Source organism: Hwangdonia sp., assembly GCF_048381975.1.
Taxonomy (GTDB): domain Bacteria; phylum Bacteroidota; class Bacteroidia; order Flavobacteriales; family Flavobacteriaceae; genus Hwangdonia; species Hwangdonia seohaensis.
This window is the reverse complement of record NZ_JBLWYT010000011.1, coordinates 24540-46238: the sequence shown is the minus strand read 5'-3', so window position 1 is coordinate 46238 and position 21699 is coordinate 24540. Positions and strand designations below refer to the sequence as shown.

At 36.0% G+C, this 21699-nt stretch carries 21 protein-coding genes; 12 read left to right on the top strand and 9 right to left on the bottom strand.

Translation table 11 applies throughout. The annotated features are described in order from the left end of the window. Positions 1–8: 8 nt before the first annotated feature. The 5 genes from ACN5J7_RS15550 to ACN5J7_RS15530 form a co-directional block, all read right to left on the bottom strand. Positions 9–758 carry a hypothetical protein gene (locus ACN5J7_RS15550; RefSeq protein WP_418604602.1) on the bottom strand — a complete coding sequence of 250 codons (750 nt, stop codon included), beginning with the start codon at positions 756–758 and terminating at the stop codon, positions 9–11. Between the two features lie 2 nt (positions 759–760). Continuing rightward, the gene (locus ACN5J7_RS15545; RefSeq protein ID WP_418604601.1) at positions 761–1426 is read right to left on the bottom strand and encodes a hypothetical protein; all 666 of its coding nucleotides are present in this window, start codon (positions 1424–1426) and stop codon (positions 761–763) included. 1 nt (position 1427) lies between these two features. Beyond that, a complete protein-coding gene (locus ACN5J7_RS15540) occupies positions 1428–1715 on the bottom strand; it encodes a helix-turn-helix domain-containing protein (RefSeq protein ID WP_418604599.1) in 288 nt (95 codons plus the stop codon). Between the two features lie 75 nt (positions 1716–1790). Further along, a complete protein-coding gene (locus ACN5J7_RS15535) occupies positions 1791–2570 on the bottom strand; it encodes a hypothetical protein (RefSeq protein ID WP_418604598.1) in 780 nt (259 codons plus the stop codon). Between the two features lie 11 nt (positions 2571–2581). Then, on the bottom strand, positions 2582–3871 hold the full coding sequence (locus ACN5J7_RS15530) for a tyrosine-type recombinase/integrase (protein WP_418604597.1): 1290 nt from the start codon (positions 3869–3871) through the stop codon (positions 2582–2584). A 493-nt stretch (positions 3872–4364) separates the two neighbouring features. Between ACN5J7_RS15530 and ACN5J7_RS15525 the strand changes: the two genes are divergently transcribed. Continuing rightward, a complete protein-coding gene (locus tag ACN5J7_RS15525; RefSeq protein WP_418604596.1) occupies positions 4365–4559 on the top strand; it encodes a PID-CTERM protein-sorting domain-containing protein in 195 nt (64 codons plus the stop codon). A gap of 3 nt (positions 4560–4562) precedes the next feature. Here the strand turns inward: ACN5J7_RS15525 and ACN5J7_RS15520 are convergent, their stop codons facing one another. After that, entirely contained in the window at positions 4563–5159 is a 597-nt protein-coding gene (locus ACN5J7_RS15520) for a riboflavin synthase (RefSeq protein ID WP_311936190.1), read from the bottom strand. A 90-nt stretch (positions 5160–5249) separates the two neighbouring features. Between ACN5J7_RS15520 and pdxA the strand changes: the two genes are divergently transcribed. The 9 genes from pdxA to ACN5J7_RS15475 all read left to right on the top strand — a co-directional run bounded on the left by pdxA (position 5250) and on the right by ACN5J7_RS15475 (position 13433). Then, complete coding sequence (pdxA, locus tag ACN5J7_RS15515; protein WP_311936193.1) at positions 5250–6296, top strand: 4-hydroxythreonine-4-phosphate dehydrogenase PdxA; 1047 nt, start codon at positions 5250–5252, stop codon at positions 6294–6296. 74 nt (positions 6297–6370) lie between these two features. Next, entirely contained in the window at positions 6371–6910 is a 540-nt protein-coding gene (locus ACN5J7_RS15510; protein ID WP_311936195.1) for a DUF177 domain-containing protein, read from the top strand. 8 nt (positions 6911–6918) lie between these two features. Further along, complete coding sequence (rpmF, locus tag ACN5J7_RS15505) at positions 6919–7122, top strand: 50S ribosomal protein L32 (RefSeq protein ID WP_034042489.1); 204 nt, start codon at positions 6919–6921, stop codon at positions 7120–7122. Between the two features lie 182 nt (positions 7123–7304). Beyond that, positions 7305–8300, top strand: a complete 996-nt coding sequence (locus ACN5J7_RS15500; protein ID WP_311936203.1) for a beta-ketoacyl-ACP synthase III — start codon at positions 7305–7307, stop codon at positions 8298–8300. Between the two features lie 28 nt (positions 8301–8328). Then, positions 8329–8811 (top strand): acetyl-CoA carboxylase biotin carboxyl carrier protein, encoded by a 483-nt coding sequence (gene accB, locus ACN5J7_RS15495; RefSeq protein WP_311936205.1) that lies wholly within the window; start codon positions 8329–8331, stop codon positions 8809–8811. Positions 8812–8855: 44 nt separating this feature from the next. Next, positions 8856–10208, top strand: a complete 1353-nt coding sequence (gene accC, locus ACN5J7_RS15490) for an acetyl-CoA carboxylase biotin carboxylase subunit (RefSeq protein WP_311936206.1) — start codon at positions 8856–8858, stop codon at positions 10206–10208. Between the two features lie 80 nt (positions 10209–10288). Beyond that, positions 10289–11815 carry a sulfatase family protein gene (locus tag ACN5J7_RS15485; protein WP_418604595.1) on the top strand — a complete coding sequence of 509 codons (1527 nt, stop codon included), beginning with the start codon at positions 10289–10291 and terminating at the stop codon, positions 11813–11815. 4 nt (positions 11816–11819) lie between these two features. Then, complete coding sequence (locus ACN5J7_RS15480) at positions 11820–12932, top strand: NAD(P)/FAD-dependent oxidoreductase (protein WP_418604594.1); 1113 nt, start codon at positions 11820–11822, stop codon at positions 12930–12932. A 51-nt stretch (positions 12933–12983) separates the two neighbouring features. Then, positions 12984–13433, top strand: a complete 450-nt coding sequence (locus ACN5J7_RS15475) for a 3-oxoacyl-ACP synthase (RefSeq protein ID WP_418604593.1) — start codon at positions 12984–12986, stop codon at positions 13431–13433. A 763-nt stretch (positions 13434–14196) separates the two neighbouring features. On the opposite strand, the gene ACN5J7_RS15470 is transcribed toward ACN5J7_RS15475, so the two are convergent. Next, entirely contained in the window at positions 14197–14787 is a 591-nt protein-coding gene (locus ACN5J7_RS15470; protein ID WP_418604592.1) for a carboxymuconolactone decarboxylase family protein, read from the bottom strand. A gap of 69 nt (positions 14788–14856) precedes the next feature. Between ACN5J7_RS15470 and ACN5J7_RS15465 the strand changes: the two genes are divergently transcribed. Next, complete coding sequence (locus ACN5J7_RS15465; RefSeq protein ID WP_418604591.1) at positions 14857–15867, top strand: dipeptide epimerase; 1011 nt, start codon at positions 14857–14859, stop codon at positions 15865–15867. A 7-nt stretch (positions 15868–15874) separates the two neighbouring features. Beyond that, the gene (locus ACN5J7_RS15460; RefSeq protein ID WP_418604590.1) at positions 15875–16900 is read left to right on the top strand and encodes an aminotransferase class I/II-fold pyridoxal phosphate-dependent enzyme; all 1026 of its coding nucleotides are present in this window, start codon (positions 15875–15877) and stop codon (positions 16898–16900) included. Positions 16901–16983: 83 nt separating this feature from the next. Here ACN5J7_RS15460 and ACN5J7_RS15455 read toward each other — a convergent pair whose 3' ends face one another. Together ACN5J7_RS15455 and ACN5J7_RS15450 are read right to left on the bottom strand one after the other, a co-directional pair. Beyond that, entirely contained in the window at positions 16984–18465 is a 1482-nt protein-coding gene (locus ACN5J7_RS15455; protein ID WP_418604589.1) for a SusD/RagB family nutrient-binding outer membrane lipoprotein, read from the bottom strand. Positions 18466–18476: 11 nt separating this feature from the next. After that, a complete protein-coding gene (locus tag ACN5J7_RS15450) occupies positions 18477–21608 on the bottom strand; it encodes a SusC/RagA family TonB-linked outer membrane protein (RefSeq protein WP_418604588.1) in 3132 nt (1043 codons plus the stop codon). Between the last annotated feature and the right edge of the window lie 91 nt (positions 21609–21699).

Below are 21699 nucleotides of genomic sequence, written 5' to 3'. Positions count from 1 at the left end.
TTAACCTTTTATCTTCTCATGCTTTTGCCATTAAATTGTATAACATTGAACATTTCATACATCCTGTCAACCATTCTTTGGTCATAATTTTCTCCTAAACCCAATAAAGAACCGTTTACGTCATTTTCAAAACCGGGTAGCGGGTTCATAGTTAAATGGGTTTTAGTGTTCATTTTGCTACTGCTTTTTATTGCGCTGCGACGAATAAGAACTTCCTTCATAATATTTACATGGCCAAAGTTGTTGGCCATTTTTTCAGAACTTAAATCATCAAAAAGAATTGTTCCATTAGTAAAAGATTGATAAAAAAAATCTTTATCAGCGCTAGTAATAATACTTTCATATTTATCCACGACTTTATAAGTTGGGATTACTGTAAATCGATGTGGCGGATAATTTTTAAATATTTTTTCAAAAACCATCATTATATGCGTTTTTCCTACGCCAACATTTCCAAAAAGCAATAAGCCTTTTTTGAATGAAGGTGCAGGTTCATCTTTTTGTAAATTTTGACACTCAAAAAATTTATCTGATTCAAGGAAATAGTAAAAAATGGCTTCAATATTTTTCTTGACAATGTCATCATGCAAAAAAGGCCGCTCAAACATTAGTTGAAACTCATGAGTGAACATATTCCACAAAACTTGTTTGTTGAATGGGTGATTCCTTTTTGTTTCTAAAGACTGGTCTTTTAAATTTTTTTTAATTATGTTAAAAATATCTGAATTATGATTGGGATGTGAATTAAGGTTTTTCATGATTATCGATTTGAAATTGTATTTTTTTGGTTAGTATTTTTACTGGTGGTTTTCCATTCATTTTCGGACCATTTTTTCAAACGTTTTTCGATTTCAAAATAGCCACGTTGGTTTTCAAATTTCATTTTTGTTTTGGGAACATTAAATTCAGACCAGTAATTAAAAAAACCATTTAAAATTTTATTAGAAAATTGAGTGTGTTCAAAAACTTGTTTTTTGAAATTTTCTTTACGCAACTCTATTTTTTCTTTATTAAGCTTATTTTCTTTATTACTTTCTTTAGTTGTTGTTGATTGATTGTTAATTGAATGTTGGTGGTTCGTTTTTTGCGGATTAATTTGTTTGTTATAAATTGAATTTGATGATTGCATAATGTCATAATTAACAATAGTTACGAGTGTAAATTTGTTTGTTGCACTGCGTATTATGTAGCCACTAGATTCAAGTTTTTTTAATGCGGTCCTGATTTGTTGAACGGAAAGCTTTAACTCTGATGCTAAGTGATTTGCTGAAGTGATTAATTGCCCTCTCTTTACGTCATTACCTTGCCATTTTTTATCGGTAAAGTTGGCTTTCAATAATAAATGAATGTATAAACGGCTTACTTCCGAACTTTGGTACCATTCCCATTCTAATAAGTCTCTATGTAGAAATATAAAACCAATCATACTAATCTTGTTTTATTAGTTTAGCATAGATGTCAGATTTTTTGTAGTATACACGATTACCCAGTCGGTAGGACGGAAGAATTCCTTTTTTGCGCCAGTTCCATAAAGCTTGTTTTGAGCATTTAAGGAACTGGAGGGTTTCTTCGACTGTTAGAAGAGCTTCTTCATCTTTATGTGACACAGGAAACTTATCGTAGAAGGCTTTTAGCTTACTATCGACCCCATTTAAAATGGAAGTAGTAAGTTCTTCAGGACTTACTTGATAAAGATGTATTTGTTTTGAATCCATTTTATAATATTTGTGTTTCTTTTGACAAATATTATACTATCTTATTGTTTTTAGGGTGCCTAAAGGTACCGGTACCTAACCTAAAAGGCCAGAATTTGGGAGGTGAAATCCAGTGTTTATAAATGAGTTTTTTAAAGAAACATGTTTGTCTTCGTTAACATTTAAGTATTTTCTTATAGTTTCTTTTGAAGGTGGCTTTTGAAACGAAAATAATTTTAAAATCATTCTAGAGAGTTCAGTATGATTTATTTCATTATTGTTTTTCATCGGAGCATCTATGTAGCCCTCGTCGATTAATTGGCTAATTATAAACGCCAAATGGCTAGGTTTACCAATCCATTTTAGAGAAGAAACTTCTGAAAAGGCCTCAATGTTGTTTGAATTTTCGATGAAATTAGTTATTAATACTTTTCTCTCTTTTAAGTCGGCCTCCAGATTATTTACGGCTGTTATGTGAAAGAACATAAAGTATTCGTACCTCTGGTTTTTTACAACACCTTCGGTTTCGACAAATCCATCTTCTAGTTTTGTTTCTTTATAATACCCTCCTTCATTTATTGAGAATTTGGCATTTGAAATGATTGTATCAATACAGGGTAAAATTTTATGGCGTATTACATTTAGTAATTTTGTAGGGTTTTTTGAATTGTCGTAATGAGTGCTTAGAAAGTCGTTTACATCCAAAATATCTATATCGAATAACAATTCCCTAATAAAATATTTCAGATAGAAATCGCTTTCAAGTTTGGGGTTATAGTATTCATAATTGTTTAAGATAAATTGTGGACATGTTTCTTTCTTTTCTTTTCGTGATTGAAACGAAATCTCATCGATAGCGAAAATATTTTGGTACATATGAAGTTGTTTTATTTAAAGAATACAGAGTCAGCAATTTTTACTGCCCTTTCCTGTGGTGTTACTTTTATATAATTGTAAAATTCCTTTTCTGTGGTATGTCCACTTAATGCCATAATATCAATTATTGGCATTTTGGAGAGGTATGCGTTTGTGCAGAATGATCGCCTAGCTGTGTGGGTGCCGATTAATTTATGTTTAGGTAACCATTCTTCTTTCATGGTGCCTCCGATTGTTCTTTTTGTTATTATTTTTTCTTTGATTTTTGCTTTTCGTCCAATATCTTTAATGTATTCGTTAATTTTTTGATCTGACATCTTTTCTGGCATAATGCCACCATATCGTGATTTCATTATTTCTTTTATTTTTGGGTGTATTGGAATATATACCGTTTTCTTGGTTTTTTTTTGATAAATTTCAAGCACACTTTGACCCTCAAACTTCTTGATGTTTTTGGCTGTCAGTCCATTATAATCAGAAACCCGTTGCCCAGTATAATAGCCTATTAAGAAGATGTCTCTTGCTCTTTCCCAATCCCTATTAAATGTCAAATCAAGCTTATAAAGTGCATCAATTTCCTTTACTGTTAGATAAATTGATGTTGTTTTTTCAGAAACTCGTTTAAAATCTCTGTGTTTGTATTTTAAATTGGTATTAATTTCATCCTCTGTTGCCCGGTTTAATAATGCGATAAGATTTTTTATATGTTTACCAATAGTATTAAGAGATAGGTTTTTTTCTTCTAGAAAAGAAACAAAGGCATAATAAAAGTCCATGTCAATTTTATCGAAGTCTAACTCATATTTTTTTTTTGTATTAAATTCTTTCAGTTGCTTAATGGTTTGTTTGTAAGCTCGAATAGTAATTTTATTTAATTTAATGCTGTCAGCAGTAATAGAAATATTTTCGTGTCTTTTAACAAAAGCATCTGCATAATCAAAAAACGAGACTTTTGTCTGTTGCTGACTTGACGAGCGCCCCATTATTTCGTCATAAACACCTTTAAGGATTTCTTTGTTTTGTTTGTCATTTTCATTCAAACCAGATAGTGATTTGATAAATTTCAATTCAATTTCTTTTAGGCGATTGTTAATTTCTTCTCTATTATTAATTGTAGAAACTGCTCTAATGCGTTGGTTTTTTGTATCCCAATTTTTTACTTTAGTTTTATATCCAGTTGAATATTTTAGTCGGTTGCCCCTACCGAAGCTGTAGTCAAATATAATTGGAGTTTCTTTTGGCGAATTAGGTTGTTTAAGTCTAAATGTAACTGTTCCTGAAGTTGATTGAATAGTATTCATTGAATTATAATTGCATTAAAATATGGGACAACATTAGGGACAACATATTCTTTAACCGTATTGTTTCCAAATATAGATAAATTATATTAATAATCTCTTAAACTACGTTAATAAAGGCATTAATAATATATAGCGTTAAAATGGATTAACATGAATTAAAGTTTAAATGGGTCCAGGTGGGACCACTTCTAGAAATTGCAAAAGCCTTACAGAAATGTGGGGCTTTTTTATTTTATAACATGGTGTTAATCAAACCTGTAATTAAATTTTGTTTTGTTAGCAAATTATATATATTTGTTTTGTGAATAAAAAAATTGAGGGATCATTTTTTTGGCTCATATAATTTTATAAGAAAATGTGCGTTTTTCAATAAACGAGTTACAAGGTAAATAGTGTATTTCATCGATGATTTTTAACGTTTCATGGATGTTTTTCCGTTAATAATTGTATATTTGTTTTGCTAACTCGCTTTTTTTTATACATTTGCGTACCAATGACGATACAAAATAAAAGAATATTTGCCTCAATCTTATTTGTATTAATAAGTTTTGTGTGTGTTGCCCAAGGCAGTGAACCACCACCACCCGGACCGCCGCCGCCACCTGGTACTCCAATAGATGGAGGGTTACTTGCGGGCGCTTGTTTTGCCTTATTTTACGGTGTTAAAAAACTACTTAAAAAAAGCTAGTAGTTATTTAAGCAGGTTCAGCTCTAAGAGTTTTGTAACGTATTTTCCTAAAACATCAAATTCTAAATTTACAACAGTCCCAATTTTTAGGGTGTTAAAATTTGTGTGCTCATAAGTGTACGGAATAATGGCAACACTAAAGCTGTCTTTTTTAGAGTTAACCACGGTTAAGCTCGTGCCGTTAATGGTTATCGAACCCTTTTCAATAGTGATATTATTTAGGGTGGCATCATAATTAAAGGTAAACACCCAACTTCCCTTTTCTTCTTTAATATCGGTGCAAACCGCTGTTTGATCTACATGACCCTGTACAATATGTCCATCAAGTCTATCGCCAAGTTTCATGGCGCGTTCAAGGTTTACCTTATCGTTAATCTTCAACGTTTCTAAATTCGATTTGTCTAAAGTTTCTTTAATCGCCGTAACGGTGTATACATCATCATTAATTTCAACAACCGTTAAACAAACACCATTATGCGCAACGCTTTGGTCTATTTTTAACTCAGAAGTAATCGCACTTTGTACTGAAATGTGAAGGTTATTCAATTCCTTTTTCAAATGCGTTACAACACCTACATCTTCAATAATTCCTGTAAACATAATATTATCTGTTTATTTGGTTAAATTTGCATCTATAAATGAGTTCATTTAAATGAAAGTCAAAATTACAAACAATAGTTGTTATTTTTTATGAAGAACGCAGAAAATATAATTGTAGGCATATCGATAGGTGACCTAAATGGCATTGGTGGCGAAATTGTTTTAAAAACATTTGAAGATAATAGGTTTCTGGATTTTTGCACGCCTGTAATTTTTGCTTCGGCCAAAACCATGGGCTTTTTAAAAACACATTTTAAATCGGAAATTCATTTTAATAACATTAATAATATAGAACAATTAGCTATTGGAAAAGTTAATGTGTTTAATTGCTGGAACGAGCCTGTAAAAATCGAGTTTGGAAAAGAAAACCCTAAAATTGGGGAATACGCCATAAAATCGTTAGAAGCGGCAACAAAGGCATTAAAGAACGATGCTATTGACGTTTTGGTAACCGCGCCAATAAACAAACATAACATACAATCTGAAACCTTTAATTTTCCGGGACATACCGATTATTTGGCACAAGAATTAGAAGGCGAAAGCCTAATGTTTATGGTAAACGACAGCTTAAGAGTTGGTTTGCTAACCGATCATGTTCCTGTAAAAGACATTGTTAATCATATTTCTGAAGAACTCATCATTAAAAAGATAAATACCGTTTATAAATCGCTTGAAAAGGATTTTAAAATACGAAGACCAAAAATTGCCGTTTTAGGAATCAATCCGCATACGGGCGACAACGGTGTTATTGGCAATGAAGATGATGCTGTTTTAAGACCAACCCTTAAAAAAATTAAAGATGGAGGCAAACTGGTTTACGGGCCTTATGCTGCCGATAGTTTTTTTGGCTCCAACAATTATAAAAATTTCGATGCCATTATAGCCAGCTATCACGACCAAGGCTTAATTCCTTTTAAAACGCTGTCTTTTGGCCAAGGCGTTAACTATACCGCGGGCTTAAACAAGGTTAGAACCTCGCCAGACCACGGTACGGCATACGAAATTGCAGGACAGGGTAAAGCCGATGAAAACTCATTTAAAGAGGCTATTTTTACGGCAATAAAGATTTTTAGAAACAGATTGGAGTACGATGAGATTACATCAAATCGGTTAAAAAAAGCACCAAAAAAGATATAAACAAAAAAATGTTTATAAGTAGAGTTGTGTAAATAAAAAAGTTATATATTTGCAGGCTCAAAATAGATGTGATAATGAAGCCGTTGAAAGAGTTTACAATTCCATTTGTAGGGTTAAAGATAGGGAAACATCATTTTAATTTTGAAATCGAACAAAAGTTCTTTGAGCATTTTGAGTATGAAGAGTTTAATGATGTAAACATTCAGGTTGATGTTGAGTTTGAAAAGAAATCAACATTGCTGGAATTACGATTTAAAACTTCAGGATTTGTTAATATTAATTGCGATATAACCAACGAGCCGTACAATCAATCCATTGAAAATGAGTTTGATTTAGTGGTTAAGTTTGGAGATGAGTTTAACGATGAGAACATTGATATCCTCATCGTTCCACACGGCACTTACGAGGTTAATATCCAACAATATATTTACGAATTAATTGTACTTGCCGTACCAATTAAGCGTATACACCCTGGAATTGAAAACGGCACATTACATTCTGATATACTTGAAAAACTCGACGAGTTAAGCCCAAAGCTAAAAGAAAATAAAGAGACTAACGAGGACATTGACCCTCGATGGAATACATTAAAGAAACTATTAACGGATAAATAACATAAAAAATGGCACATCCTAAAAGAAAAATCTCGAAAACAAGAAGAGATAAAAGAAGAACACATTACAAAGCAACTGCGCCACAGATTGCAACTTGCCCAACAACCGGTGAGGCTCACTTATATCACAGAGCGCATTGGCATGAAGGAAAATTATACTACAGAGGTCAAGTTTTAATTGATAACTCGGAAGAAGTAGAAAACGTAGCATAAATATTATGCACGCATATTATAAAACGCTCACCTGTGAGCGTTTTTTTTATGACAAGTATTTTCTAACAAGACAAAAATGATTAATTTGCGTATTAATTAGCCAAAATTTAGTAGTTTTCACAAAATTTTGAACGTTTTTGTCCAATTTTAATGTTTTTTTTGGTCGAAATAACTATAAAATTATGAGTAAAACCTCGGCGGCGATTACAGCTGTAGGCGCATATGTGCCAGATTATGTATTAACCAATCAAATTCTTGAAACGATGGTTGATACAAACGACGAATGGATAACTACCAGAACCGGGATAAAAGAACGTCGCATTCTTAAAGGCGAAGGTAAAGGCACCTCTTTCTTAGCTATTAATGCAGCTAAAAACCTCATTGATAAAAAAGGCATCAACCCTAAAGATATCGAACTTGTTATAGTTGCCACGGCAACACCAGACATGAAAGCAGCATCAACCGCAGCATATACGGCCTCAAAGATAGGAGCGGTAAACGCTTTTTCTTTTGATTTAGATGCGGCTTGCTCTAGTTTCCTTTTCGGTATGTCGGTTGCCGCCAGTTATATTGAATCCGGACGTTATAAAAACGTACTATTGATAGGAGCCGATAAAATGTCTTCTATGATCAATTATAAAGACAGGGCTACTTGTATTATTTTTGGAGATGGCGCAGGTGCTGTTTTATTTGAGCCAACTCAAGAAGATGTAGGCCTAAAAGATGAGTACCTAAGAAGCGATGGTACGGGTAGAGAATTTTTGCAAGCTACCTATGGCGGTTCGTCATATCCAATAACACCAGAGGCCATTGAAAAAGGGGCACATTGTGCATTTCAAGAAGGCCGAACCGTATTTAAAAACGCGGTATTTAATATGGCCGATGCTACCGTAAAAATATTAGAACGAAATAACTTAAGTAAAAACGACGTTGATTGGTTAGTAGCACATCAAGCAAACAAACGCATTATCGATGCTACGGCCAGCAGAATAGAACTTGAAGATGAAAAGGTAATGATGAACATACATAAGTATGGCAATACCACATCGGCTACCTTACCTTTGCTTTTAAGCGATTACGAATCGCAATTAAAGAAAGGGGATAACTTAATATTTGCCGCTTTTGGGGGCGGATTTAATTGGGGCTCGATTTATTTAAAATGGGCATATAATTCATAAAACTAACCACTAACTAATAAGCAAAATTATGGATATTAAAGAAATTCAAAATTTAATTAAGTTTGTTGCCAAGTCTGGTGCTAGCGAAGTTAAATTGGAGATGGACGATATAAAAATCACCATCAAAACGGGGTCGGATTCAGACACTACAATAGTGCATCAAGTTCCCGCTGCTCAAATTCCACAAGTGGCAGCAGCTCCCGCGGTAGTTGAAGCAAGTGCTCCGGCCGCTACACCACCACCTGCAGCAGCAGGATCAGATGATTCAAAATACATAACCATAAAATCTCCAATAATAGGAACATTTTACAGAAAGCCAGCACCGGATAAACCGTTATTTGTAGAGGTGGGGCAAACTATTGCCGAAGGCGATGTTCTGTGTGTTATTGAAGCCATGAAACTTTTCAATGAAATTGAATCTGAAGTTTCCGGAAAGATAGTTAAGGTATTAGTTGACGACTCTTCGCCTGTAGAATTCGATCAACCACTATTTTTAGTTGATCCATCTTAAAAATTCGGAATTCAGAATTCTGAATTCATAATTTATTCTAAGTTATGTTTAAAAAAATATTGATAGCCAATCGAGGAGAAATAGCATTACGTGTTATTAGAACCTGTAAAGAAATGGGCATTAAAACCGTGGCGGTATATTCTACGGCCGACGCTGAGAGTTTACATGTAAAGTTTGCAGATGAAGCTGTTTGCATTGGTCCGCCAGCAAGTAGCGAGTCTTACTTAAAAGTCTCTAATATTATAGCTGCAGCAGAAATCACCAACGCCGATGCCATTCACCCCGGATATGGGTTTTTATCTGAAAACGCTAAGTTTTCAAAAATTTGCGAAGAGCACGATATTAAATTTATAGGCGCTTCGCCCGAGATGATAGACAGAATGGGAGACAAAGCCAATGCCAAAGCAACCATGATTGCTGCAGGTGTGCCTTGTGTACCGGGAAGCGAGGGTATAATTAAAGACTTTGAAGAGTGTAAAAAACTGGCCAAGGAAACCGGTTATCCAGTTATGCTGAAAGCTTCTGCAGGCGGTGGCGGTAAAGGTATGCGTGCCGTTTGGAAACCAGAAAATCTTAAAGACGCTTGGGACTCTGCACGACAGGAATCTAAAGCCGCATTTGGCAACGACGATATGTACATGGAAAAACTTATTGAAGAGCCAAGGCATATTGAAATTCAAGTTGTAGGCGACTCTACCGGGAGAGCTTGTCACTTATCCGAAAGAGATTGCTCCATCCAACGTCGTCATCAAAAATTAACAGAGGAAGTTCCTTCTCCATTTATGACGAATGCACTTCGTAAAAAAATGGGAGAAGCAGCAGTAAAAGCGGCAGAATTTATTAAATACGAAGGCGCAGGAACTGTAGAGTTTTTGGTGGATAAACACCGTAATTTCTACTTTATGGAAATGAATACGCGTATTCAAGTAGAGCACCCCATTACAGAGCAAGTTATAGATTTCGATTTAATTCGCGAGCAAATTCTTGTGGCGGCAAAAGTGCCAATTTCCGGAAAAAATTACACACCAAAACTACATTCCATAGAATGTAGAATAAACGCTGAAGATCCGTTTAACGGCTTCCGTCCATCACCAGGGAAAATCACAACATTGCACGCCCCAGGAGGCCATGGCATCCGTTTAGACACGCATGTATATGCAGGTTACACCATTCCGCCAAATTACGATTCAATGATTGCTAAATTAATTACAACGGCGCAAACCCGAGAGGAAGCGATTAGCAAAATGAAGCGTGCTTTAGATGAATTTGTAATTGAAGGCATTAAAACAACCATTCCTTTTCATAGGCAATTAATGGATCATCCAGATTACTTGGCAGGTAATTATACCACTAAGTTTATGGAAGATTTTGTAATAGAAAAGCCAATAGAAGAATAAAGAATAAGACTCCGAAAGCAATTTCGGAGTTTTTTTTTAATTTAGATTTTAATCTAAAAACACATAAAACAACTTAGTTTATGAAACAGGTATACGGTAAAATTTTGAGCTTAATTCTTTTAATAGCTTTGGTTAGCTGTAAAAAGGATAACAATAAAAACCAGGAAGAAGCCACAAACCAATCACAACCCAATATCGTTGTTATTTATGCAGACGATTTAGGTTTTGGAGATGTAAGTTCTTATGGCTCAACAGAATTGAAAACCCCAAATTTTGACCGCATTGCGAACGAAGGTATTCGGTTTACAAACGGATACGCCACATCGCCAACCTGTACACCAAGCCGATATTCATTATTGTCCGGCACTTATCCGTTTAGAACAAAACGAGCACAGGTTTTGCCCGGAAATGCGCCCTTACTTTTCGAATTGGGAAAACAGACGCTTCCGTCAATGTTGCAACAAGCTGGCTATAAAACAGGTGTTATTGGGAAATGGCATTTGGGATTGGGCGACGCCAATATGGATTGGAACAAAAAAATCGCCCCCGGCCCCTTGGAAATTGGCTTCGATTACGCCTATATTATGGCCTCAACAAACGATAGGGTACCCAGCGTTTATGTAGAAAACCATAAGGTTGTTGGCTTAACAGCAGAAGACCCAATTTATGTAAGTTATCAAAAGAATTTTGAAGGCGAACCTACCGGAAGAGAAAATCCTGAGTTATTAAAAGTACACCCAAGCCACGGGCACGATATGAGCATTCATAACGGCATTTCGAGAATTGGATATATGAAAGGCGGCAAATCAGCTTTATTTATAGACGAAGATATGAATAATGATTTTTTAAAAGCTTCCATTAAATACATCAATAAAAACAAAAACAATCCGTTTTTCTTGTTTTATGCCTTGCACCAACCGCACGTTCCCAGAGTCCCACATCCTAGATTTGTTGGCGCTTCAGGATTGGGTCCAAGAGGTGACGTTATTGTTGAGGCAGATTGGGCTGTTGGCCGGTTTTTGGATGAGCTTGATAAATTAGGGCTTTCTGAAAATACCATCGTTATATTTTCAAGTGATAATGGCCCCGTTTTAGATGATGGCTATAAAGATGATGCCTTAGAAAAAAACGGAAAACATACACCAGCAGGTGGACTTAGAGGCGGAAAGTACAGTCTTTTTGATGCCGGAACCCACGTGCCATTTATGATTAGATGGAAAGGCGCCATAAAACCAGGCGTATCCGATGCGTTGGTTTCCCAAATGGATTTCACAGCTTCGTTTGCCGCTTTAACGGGACAGGATAATACGACGCCAGACAGTAAAAATATATTAGATGCCTTTTTAGGAAAATCCGATAAAGGACGTGAAGGACTTATTTTGGGACAGAATAATATTATGGCTTACCGACATGGTGATTGGGTTTTAATTCCACCGCATAAAGGCAATAAAATGACAAACAAATGGGTAAATATTGAAACAGGGAGAGACACTGTTTATCAGCTTTATAATCTAAAAGAAGACCGGGCGCAACAACATAATTTAGCAGAAACGCATCCCGAAAAATTAGAGGCTTTAATACAGGCTTTAGAGCTAGAAAAACAATAATATTTTGAACTTATCCTATTGGGAAATTAAATCGTGGCTAACCCATGTAGATTTTACTATTGTGGGTAGCGGCATTGTGGGTTTAAATTGCGCGCTACAACTAAAACGGCGTTTCCCAAAAGCCCATATCCTCGTTTTGGAAAAGGGCATATTGCCACAAGGCGCAAGTACCAAAAATGCAGGATTTGCGTGTTTTGGGAGTTTAAGTGAGATTCTTGACGATTTAAAATCACACTCCGAAGAAGCCGTTGTTAATTTGGTAAAAAAGCGGGCCAACGGCTTAAAACTTTTACGCCACACATTAGGAGATGCAAACATTGATTATCAGCAATTGGGCGGTTTTGAGTTGTTTACAGAAACAGATTCAGATTTATTTGAAGACTGTCTTTCGAAAAAAGAACATATAAATAAGTTGTTGAAACCCGTTTTTAATCAGGAGGTTTTCAGCTTAAAAGGCAATAGTTTCAACTTTAAGAATATACAAGGCCAATATATTTTTAATGCGTTTGAAGGGCAAATTGACACTGGAAAAATGATGGATTCATTGATGCATTTGGTATTGAAAAGTGGCGTAAAAATATTGAATAATATAAAGGTTGAAGCTTTTTCAGAAGGCACTCATTCGGTTAAAATAAAAACCAATTTGTTCGAGTTTTCAAGCACTAAATTGCTCATTGCTACAAATGGGTTTGCCTCGGAGTTAATTAACGAAAAGGTAAAACCGGCACGCGCCCAAGTATTGATAACAAAGCCCATTAAAAACCTGCATATAAAAGGCACTTTTCATTTGGATAAAGGGTATTATTATTTCAGAAATATTGATGACAGAATTTTACTTGGTGGTGGACGCAATCTTGATTTTAAAGCAGAGGAAACCACCGAATTAAAACAAACCGAGCTTGTTCAAAACAAACTTGAAATGTTACTTAAAACCACCATTTTACCGGAAATCCCATTTGAAGTTGACCACCGTTGGAGTGGGATTATGGGTGTTGGAAATCAAAAAAAAGCCATTGTAAAACAACTTGGTAACAATGTGTTTTGTGGTGTAAGACTTGGTGGTATGGGCGTTGCCATTGGTAGCGTAATTGGAAAAGAATTAGCAGATTTAATTTAAGGTATCTGTCATTCCGCACTTGATGCGGAATCCACTTTTAATAATAAAAAATTGAATATAAAAGAAGAACTTTACAACCAATGTGTTCAGTTTGTAGAAAAACGTTATCAAACCGTTCAGCACGCTATAAGCGAAATCCAAGAATCTTTGCTCTCTGAAACCAAAAGTAGTGCAGGCGATAAGCACGAAACGGGGCGAGCTATGTTACAATTGGAACGCGAAAAAGCAGGACATCAACTCTCTGAAATTGTTAAAATCAAAAAAGCACTTTCTAAAATCGATACTGAAAAATCATCCAAAACGGTTGGTTTAGGCAGCGTTGTTTATTCGTCGGGTGCTAACTATTTTATGGCTGTAAGCGCAGGACAGTTAAAAGTTGAAAACCATTTGTTTTACGCCATTTCTCCAAATACGCCCATTGGGCAATTGTTAATGGGAAAAACTGTTGGAGATACTATAGTTTTTAGGGGTGTAGAATTTAATGTTACCTCTTTGGTTTGAGGTTGAGGTTTTTCCGGAGTTGAGCGAGAGAGTTAAAAATTTACTTCCATAGTTTAGGAAGCTTAAATTTTGTTTTAGTATTCTTTATAAAACTTTCGATATCTTTAATTCCTGCTTTTGGATAAAGAATTCGTAGAAAGAAAATTTGCAAAACTTTTCCAGCGTTTATTGATTTCAATATTGCTGCGAATGCTATATAACCTAGATATGTTTCCATAATTTAATATTTGAATTAAATTTACAATGGAATGATCTATTTTAAAAGGACACTTTGCTGAAAACATAAATAATTGATTATAAGATTTTTACGAAAAAAGTTGATGTTTAGCCTCTTAAAATCCTAGTGTTTAAGATTGTTTTACGGGACAAAACTATTCAAATTTTTTTTATGTCATTGTTTACAGGGAGTTTCAGAGTTTTTATCTTTAAACTTAACCCAATTCTATTTCTTAAAACTAAAAGTTCAAAATAACTTGAAGTTCCGACAACGTCGGAATCGACGATTTTCAGAAATAATGAGCGATACTGCTTATTTAAAGCTAATATTTAGGATTGGAAACGACAATATTAAATGAAATCCCTCAGTATCAAGTTATTAGCGAATGGTGCTTTAGCAATTTCCTAATAATCGTTTTGATTTTTTGGCTCGTTTTGTATCAAGACAAAATGAGTAAGAAATATTGTTTTCATTATAAATGGGACATTAATTTCGTTCTTTTAAAGAGAAAAACTTTAAATAATGAGATTCCTGCCTTCGCAGGAATTAAACATGCTTCCCTTTCTCCCAACCATGTTTCCCTAAATATTGATTTCCACTTTCAACGGCGCCATCTTCAATGGATGTTCCCATGCTATCGTTCCATCTGTTCAAATATCCAAATAGCGAAATAACACCGAGCATTTCAACAATCTCGCCTTCGTCCCAATATTCATATAAGCGTTTTTTTAGGGTTTCATCAACAGCATTGGGCACTTGAGAAGCGGCTAAACTAAAATCCAATGCTACGCGTTCCGCTTCGTTAAAAGCAGGATGTGTGCGGTACTCCCAAATATTATCCAATTGCTCTTGCTCTGCGCCGTAACGTTCGGCAGCTCGAATGGCGTGCGCTTGACAGTACCTGCAACCCGTAGCGTTGCTCGAAACCCAGGCAATCATACGCTTTAACGCGGAAGTTACCCTACCTTCATTCGCCATAACGGCTTTGTTCAAATTAATAAAAGCTTTACTAATGGCTGGTCTGCGTTGCATGGTTAAAACAGAATTTGGGCAAAACCCCAAGGTTTCGTTAAAGAATTCGGCAAGTGCTTTGGTTTCTAAATCGTGGTCTGCAGATAATGGTGTAACTAATGGCATAAATTTGATTTTTCGGTATCTTCAAAGATATAATTTTATTAACTTTCCCATATAAATAAAAACATATTTATGGATCTCATATTAAGACCATTCGAACTCAAATTAAAGCACACATTTACCATTTCCAGAGAGTCGCACAACACACAAAACACATTGATTGTAGAGTTGAACGATGCCGGTTTTTCTGGTTTTGGCGAAGCCACCTCAAACCCATATTACGGCATCACCATTCAAAAAATGACTGATGATATATTACGCATAAAACATGTAATTAAAGCGAATAACGACAAAACGCCCGAAGCATTTTGGGACGCCTTGTATCCGCATTTAAAACACAACATGTTTGCGTTATGTGCCTTGGATCTGGCTTATAACGATTTGTACGCACGGAAAAAAGGTAAAAAGCTTTTTGAACTTTGGAACTACACTACCAATAATAATCCCTTAACAGATTACACCATTGGGATTGATACCATTAATAAAATGGTGGCTAAAATGAAGGAGCTGCCCTGGCCTATTTACAAAATAAAACTGGGCACAAAAGAAGATATCGCCATAGTTGAAGCTTTGCGACAACACACCGATGCTGTTTTTAGAATTGATGCCAACTGCGGATGGACGGTTGATGAAACCATTAAAAATGCCGTAGCTTTAAAGGCGCTAGGTGTTGAGTTTTTAGAGCAACCTTTAAAGGCCGATGATTGGGATGCGCATAAAGAAGTGTTTAAAAAATCGGTGTTGCCCATTGTTGCCGACGAAAGCTGCCAGATTGAAGCCGATATCGATAGATGCCACAATCATTTTCACGGGGTTAATGTGAAGCTGGTAAAATGTGGCGGACTAACTCCGGCAAGACGAATGCTTACCAAAGCCCGAACATTGGGTATGAAAACCATGGTGGGCTGCATGACGGAATCTTCGGTTGGTATTTCGGCCATAGCTCATTTATTGCCCTTATTGGATTATGTAGATATGGATGGCCCATTGTTGTTGGCCGAAGATATTGCTCAGGGCGTAACGATTAAAAATGGGAAGGTAGAATATAGCGATTTAAACGGAACGGGAGTTTCCTTAATTTAAGGTTTTAATGATTGTTGAAAGCTTTCCGGACAGAACAATATCAATTGATAAAAAGGAATATTTATATTTTGGCGGTACGGCTTATTTAGGGCTTCCTTCGCATACAGATTTTAAAAACACCCTAGTAAAAAGTATAACGAAATGGGGCACGTTTTACGGAAGCTCGAGAAATTCCAATATAAAATTATCAATTTTTAATAGAGCAGAACAGTTGTTCGCCACACAAATAGGCACTGAAAAATCGCTCACAACATCTTCTGGAACTTTAGCTGGGAAACTGGTTTTAGAGTTTTTATCAAAAACGGAAACCGCATTTTATCACTACCCAAAAACGCATCCGGCGATTTTACACAGCAAAAGTTTGCCTTTATTTGAAAACGGCACACTTCATAAAAACCTTCTTAATAACACAAAGGAGTCGGTTGTTATTACAGTCGATGCTATTTTAGCTTTGGAAGTTGAGCCCACATCATTTCGTTTTTTAAAAGAAATTTCATCTGAAAAACAGATAACGCTTTTAGTTGATGAATCGCATAGCTTGGGCGTTTTGGGAAAACAGGGTGAAGGTGTTTTTAAAACCATCCAAAATAAAAAACTAAAAAGGAAAATAATGATAGCTTCTTTGGGAAAAGCTTTAGGGCTTTCGGGAGGGGTTATTGCTTCAGACGAAAACTTTATTAACGCTATTAAAAACGAAGTGCTTTTTGTGTCATCATCTTGTGCCAATGCGGCTTATTTAGAAAGTTATATGGTGTCGCAAAACCTGGTTAAAAACCAACAGGAAAAACTTAAAGCCAATTTGAGGTTTTTGTTTAAAGATTTAAGTTTGAGCGATGCTTTTAAGTTTAATGAAAACTACCCTGTTATATATTGTAATTCTAAAGATATATATGATAAGTTATTTAAAAAAGACATCATCATTTCACACTTTAAATACCCCAATTATAAAGATGACTTGAATAGGATTGTAATAACGGCAAACCACACTAAAGCAGATTTAACAAGGTTGAAAGAAGCCTTGGTTTCTTTGTGAAAAACCATTATAAAGCGCATAAAAAAACCGCTCTTCTGTTAAATTGAAGAACGGTTTTAATTCTTTTTAAAAATTAGACTACTCTATTGATCCCACCAAACCGGTGTTATTGGTTCTTGCTGATTCGCTAAAACATTGGTTTCATTTCTGTTTAATTCCGTTGATGGATAATTGGCGCGTCTAAACCATTGTCCGAAATAATCACCATCGCTATCTTCTTCCTCTCTAATGGTTAAACCAGTAAATACATCATCTGAAAAATCGTATCTTCTAAAATCTACAAATGTTTCAGGGTTTAAATAGTTGTGGATGTATTTCTCTTTCATAATGTGATGCAAGGCTAAACTACCTTCACCAACGTCTATAGAAGTATCGGCGATATAATCTGTTCCGTCAACACCCCACATGTCCATGCTTGCAGCAATTCCATCCATATAGGCTGTATAAGCTGCGGTATTGGTTCCTACGCTGGTTGTGGTGCCTCCGTTTGCTAAAAATGCAGCTTCAGCCTTAATAAACATAGCCTCGGCATATGATATTAAAATTAAAGGCGAGTCTATACTTGTGTAAAAACCGTCGCTTTTAAATCGGGTATTTGCATCTACCAAACCACTTGGGGATTTTCCAGCGCCACCACTTATAAAACCTCTATATTCGGTATCGCCATCTGGTATTTCTGCAATTTCAGGTAACCTCGGGTCTATGGTAATGGCCCCATTAAATGGGTAATAATCACCATTCATTGAACTTACAATTTGACTGGCAATATCATTGCTTAGGTTACCGGTTTCACGCGACAATACCTCTGCCGAATACCAAGGGTTTATGTTTTTTTCGTCATAATACATGGCGAAATTATCAGCGTTAGATGTAAACCCGTTGGCGATGGTGGTTAAAACATCGTTGGCCGATGTAACGCCTTTGCCCATTACATGTAGTTGGTAACGCGCCTTAATGGTATAGGCTGCTCTTAACCAAGAATCTGAATCGCCTCCGTAAATTAAATCTGCAGAGCCTAAATTGAAACCAGAAGTATCGGCAGCACTTAAAGCCGCTATGGCACTATCTAACAGATTGAAAATCTCGGTATAGATTTGCTCTTGCGTATCAAATGCAGGAAAGTTAGAGTCTGGTCCTTGGGTTGCTTCAGAATATGGGATATTATCCCAAGTGTCTGTTGCTATCCCTAAATTAATGGCTACTAAAACATCTGAAATAGCACCAATATGTGGCGCATTGTTTTCAATAGCCTTTTCTTTTACCACTTTTAAGTTTGGCAAGATATAAAGATATACTTGCGTCCAAAGACCACTTGCTGAGGTTTGTCCTGCAGCACCTCCACCGGTTGAAACAAAATACTGGGTATAGTTTCCAAAAGCTAATTCTGCCGAACGTTGCCCTTCCATAGTACTATGGATCACAGGGGCTATTAAGTCCTTCATCCCCAATTCCTCTAATGCAGCGGTATTGGATGGTGTGTTCACATCAAAATATTCATCACTACACCCTACGAGCGCAATAACGAACAATGCTAAAATTGTAGTTGTTATATTAAATTTTTTCATAATTTCTTTTTTTAAAATATAATATTAAGACCAAATGAATAACTCTGGCTTAACGGTATACTTAACCCGGTAAATCCATAAACATTACTTCCTGCGCTATATTGATTTCCTTCAGGGTCGAATCCATCAAACGGTGTCCATAACAAAATGTTATTGGCACTTACGTTAAAGCTAAGTTTGTCTACTTTTAATTTTTCAGTAAGATTAGATCCAAAATCGTAAGACAGACCTATGTTTCTTAGTTTTACCCAAGAAGCATCTTGCACTAAAATCTCTGAAGCCCTGTTGTAACGTGTCGAACTTCTGTAGTAGTTTTGATCGATTGTTGTTTCGATGGTATTGGGAGTAAATCCGCCACTGCCATCGTCCATAACGCCATCTAAAACAGTATCTACATTACGATAGGCTGTAATGCCACGAACACCGTTTCTAATAGAGTTACGCATTCCGGAATCGTAAAGATCGCCTCCTTTTTTGTATTCTAATACAAAATTGAATCCGATACCTTTCCATTTAAAACTGTTATTAACGGAAGATATAAAATCTGGAAATGCATTACCAACCATAACTCTTTCGTCTAGGTTAACACGGGGCAAACCGTCGCTTCCAATATAACGCTGTCCGTTTTCGTAGCGCCACTTGTAACCATATAAGTTACCCATTTTGTCGCCTTCTCTAACCTCGGAAGTTACACCAGCAAAACCGGCATCGGCAAATATAATGGCCTCAATATCATCAGGAATATCAAGTACGTTGCCTTCGCTTGTAGACCAGTTTAAAATCATATTCCACTTAAAGTCTGTTTTTCTAATAATATCCAAACTTAATAAGAGCTCATGTCCAAAAACCTCGTAATCTCCTGCATTTCTTGTAATAGCAGATAATCCAGAGGAATATGCTGTGCCCACATTGAAAATTTGATCTTGAACCTTGGTTTTAAAATAAGCGTAATCTACACGAATGCGACTATCGAAAAATCGTAAATCAGCACCAAATTCAGTAGACTTGTTGCTTTCTGGTTGAATTGCCAAATCTCCTAGTCTCGTGCTTCTTCTGTATCCGCCAGAGCCAGCAAATGGAAAATCGCCATCAACTACAAAATATTGTCCAACATCGCCAAACCCCGGGCCTTTACCTACTTCTGCCCAAGAGGCTCTAAGTTTTCCAAAAGAGAAAACGTCGCTATCTCCAAAAAGACTAGTGATATCGTAGGCTAAACTAGCCGATGGGTAAAAGAACGACCGGTTTTCTTTTGGTAGGGTTGACAACCAGTCGTTACGGCCTGTTAAGGTTAAAAACAGTTTGTCTTTGTAAGCCAATTTAAGCTCGCCAAAAACACCCATGTTGCGCAACTGCACTAACGAATTATCTATAAAGAAATTGGTTGTGTTACCTATTTCGTTAACGCCTGCAATATTTAAACCTTCACCACGTGCTTCATCATAATCTCTTTTAGTATCTGAAACTTGATGTCCTAAAGTTAAATCTGTAGTAAAATCATCAGACCAATCTTTGGTAAATGCAACCAATAAGTTAGATTCTAAAGCAGTGAAGTTTATATTTTGATTTAAAATAAAACCACCAACTTGCGAGCCACCATCTAAATCGGGGCCTACATAACGATTACGTCTGTCTGAATAATTATCAATTTGGGCAGCATAGGTAATATTTACCCATTCCTTTGGTTGCCAGTTAAAGGTCGCATTACCTACCCAACGGTTAACATCGTCAACAAGACTACTGGTTTCCATTAAATATCTTGGGTTATCAATAATTCCAAATGAATAATCACGCTCGGACCCATCAGGATTTTGGTAATCATTAATTGGGAATGTTCCTGAAAAATAAGACAGGGCACTCATTACCGATTTATCTCCACCATTTGCACGCCTACCACCAGAATTGGTAAAGGCAATTGAGCTATTAATAGTGAAATTGTCGGTAACTTTATAACCCGCTTTTAATCTAAGATTCGTTTTTTCGTAATCTGTGTTTGGTAAAATACCTTCGTCGCTACTATTACCAACAGATAAGAAATAATCCATAACACCGGTAGCACCACTAACACTTAAGTTTATTTGTGTGTTAACGCCAGTTCTAAAAATATCATAAGGACTATAATAGGCATCGTTTGAAAGGTCTACAACATCGCCATTGCCCAAAGTTGCAGAATCATCGCTAAATCTTGGTCCCCAAGAATAGAAAGAAGTTCCTCCTAATCTGGTAAACCCAATATCGGTTTCTGGAGTATACAAGGTTCTAGGCAGGTTGTTAAAACCTTCGCGATATTCGGTTTGATCATCAGGCGTTGTTTTAACTTCCCTAAAAGAAGTAGAGGCTGTTAAATTTATTTTAGCCTTTCCTAATTTACCTTTTTTAGTAGTGATAATAATGGCACCATTTGATGCTCTAACGCCATAAAGCGCGGTTGCAGCTGCACCTTTTAAAACATTATAGCTTTCTATATCTTCAGGGTTAATATCTCCCGCTCTGTTAGAAAACGCGAATTGTTCTGCACTATTTGGTGAATTTGAACCTGAACTTGGTCTTACTTCACCAGAAAACGTATCATTATTAAGCGCTAAACCATCAACAATAATTAAGGGTTGATTACTTCTGGAAGGATTAACCGAGGTAATACCTCTAATCAGAATATCGACACCACCACCAGCAGATCCAGAGGTCCGGTTAATTTGCACACCGGCAACCTGTCCTTGAAGCGCTTCAAGAGCGTTAGTTTGCCCCGTTAAATTAACATCATTAGCATCCACTTGGGTTACAGAATATCCTAAAGATTTCTGTTTTTTAGCAACACCAAACGCCGTAATAACCACTTCGTCCAGTTTGCTTGCATCTTCTTCTAGAGTCACATCTAGTTTTGTTCCCGTTACGGAAACCTCTTTTGTTCTAAAACCAACAAAAGAAAAAATCAGTACATCGCCTTGATTTGCGGAAATAGAATAATTTCCATCAAAATCAGTAGATGTTCCTTTGTTTGTACCTTTTACTTGAATGTTTACACCTGGTAACGGAACGCTTGACGCATCGGTTACTTCACCACTTACAGTTATGTTTTGAGCAAACAAAAAACTGCATGTAGCGGCAAAAAAAACAAGAAAAGAGAGGGTTGCTTTTTTGTTCATAAATTAAGAGTTTGAATTAATAGTCTCTCAAATATAGTAATGTTTGCGTTTTTATGAGTGTTTTTTATGCATTTTTTTGCAATATTAATAT

Coding starts and splice junctions, on each gene's coding strand:
- ACN5J7_RS15550 (WP_418604602.1), bottom strand. CDS start 758: ATGAAAAACCTTAATTCACATCCCAATCATAATTCAGATATTTTTAAC.
- ACN5J7_RS15545 (WP_418604601.1), bottom strand. CDS start 1,426: ATGATTGGTTTTATATTTCTACATAGAGACTTATTAGAATGGGAATGG.
- ACN5J7_RS15540 (WP_418604599.1), bottom strand. CDS start 1,715: ATGGATTCAAAACAAATACATCTTTATCAAGTAAGTCCTGAAGAACTT.
- ACN5J7_RS15535 (WP_418604598.1), bottom strand. CDS start 2,570: ATGTACCAAAATATTTTCGCTATCGATGAGATTTCGTTTCAATCACGA.
- ACN5J7_RS15530 (WP_418604597.1), bottom strand. CDS start 3,871: ATGAATACTATTCAATCAACTTCAGGAACAGTTACATTTAGACTTAAA.
- ACN5J7_RS15525 (WP_418604596.1), top strand. CDS start 4,365: ATGACGATACAAAATAAAAGAATATTTGCCTCAATCTTATTTGTATTA.
- ACN5J7_RS15520 (WP_311936190.1), bottom strand. CDS start 5,159: ATGTTTACAGGAATTATTGAAGATGTAGGTGTTGTAACGCATTTGAAA.
- pdxA (WP_311936193.1), top strand. CDS start 5,250: ATGAAGAACGCAGAAAATATAATTGTAGGCATATCGATAGGTGACCTA.
- ACN5J7_RS15510 (WP_311936195.1), top strand. CDS start 6,371: ATGAAGCCGTTGAAAGAGTTTACAATTCCATTTGTAGGGTTAAAGATA.
- rpmF (WP_034042489.1), top strand. CDS start 6,919: ATGGCACATCCTAAAAGAAAAATCTCGAAAACAAGAAGAGATAAAAGA.
- ACN5J7_RS15500 (WP_311936203.1), top strand. CDS start 7,305: ATGAGTAAAACCTCGGCGGCGATTACAGCTGTAGGCGCATATGTGCCA.
- accB (WP_311936205.1), top strand. CDS start 8,329: ATGGATATTAAAGAAATTCAAAATTTAATTAAGTTTGTTGCCAAGTCT.
- accC (WP_311936206.1), top strand. CDS start 8,856: ATGTTTAAAAAAATATTGATAGCCAATCGAGGAGAAATAGCATTACGT.
- ACN5J7_RS15485 (WP_418604595.1), top strand. CDS start 10,289: ATGAAACAGGTATACGGTAAAATTTTGAGCTTAATTCTTTTAATAGCT.
- ACN5J7_RS15470 (WP_418604592.1), bottom strand. CDS start 14,787: ATGCCATTAGTTACACCATTATCTGCAGACCACGATTTAGAAACCAAA.
- ACN5J7_RS15465 (WP_418604591.1), top strand. CDS start 14,857: ATGGATCTCATATTAAGACCATTCGAACTCAAATTAAAGCACACATTT.
- ACN5J7_RS15460 (WP_418604590.1), top strand. CDS start 15,875: ATGATTGTTGAAAGCTTTCCGGACAGAACAATATCAATTGATAAAAAG.
- ACN5J7_RS15455 (WP_418604589.1), bottom strand. CDS start 18,465: ATGAAAAAATTTAATATAACAACTACAATTTTAGCATTGTTCGTTATT.
- ACN5J7_RS15450 (WP_418604588.1), bottom strand. CDS start 21,608: ATGAACAAAAAAGCAACCCTCTCTTTTCTTGTTTTTTTTGCCGCTACA.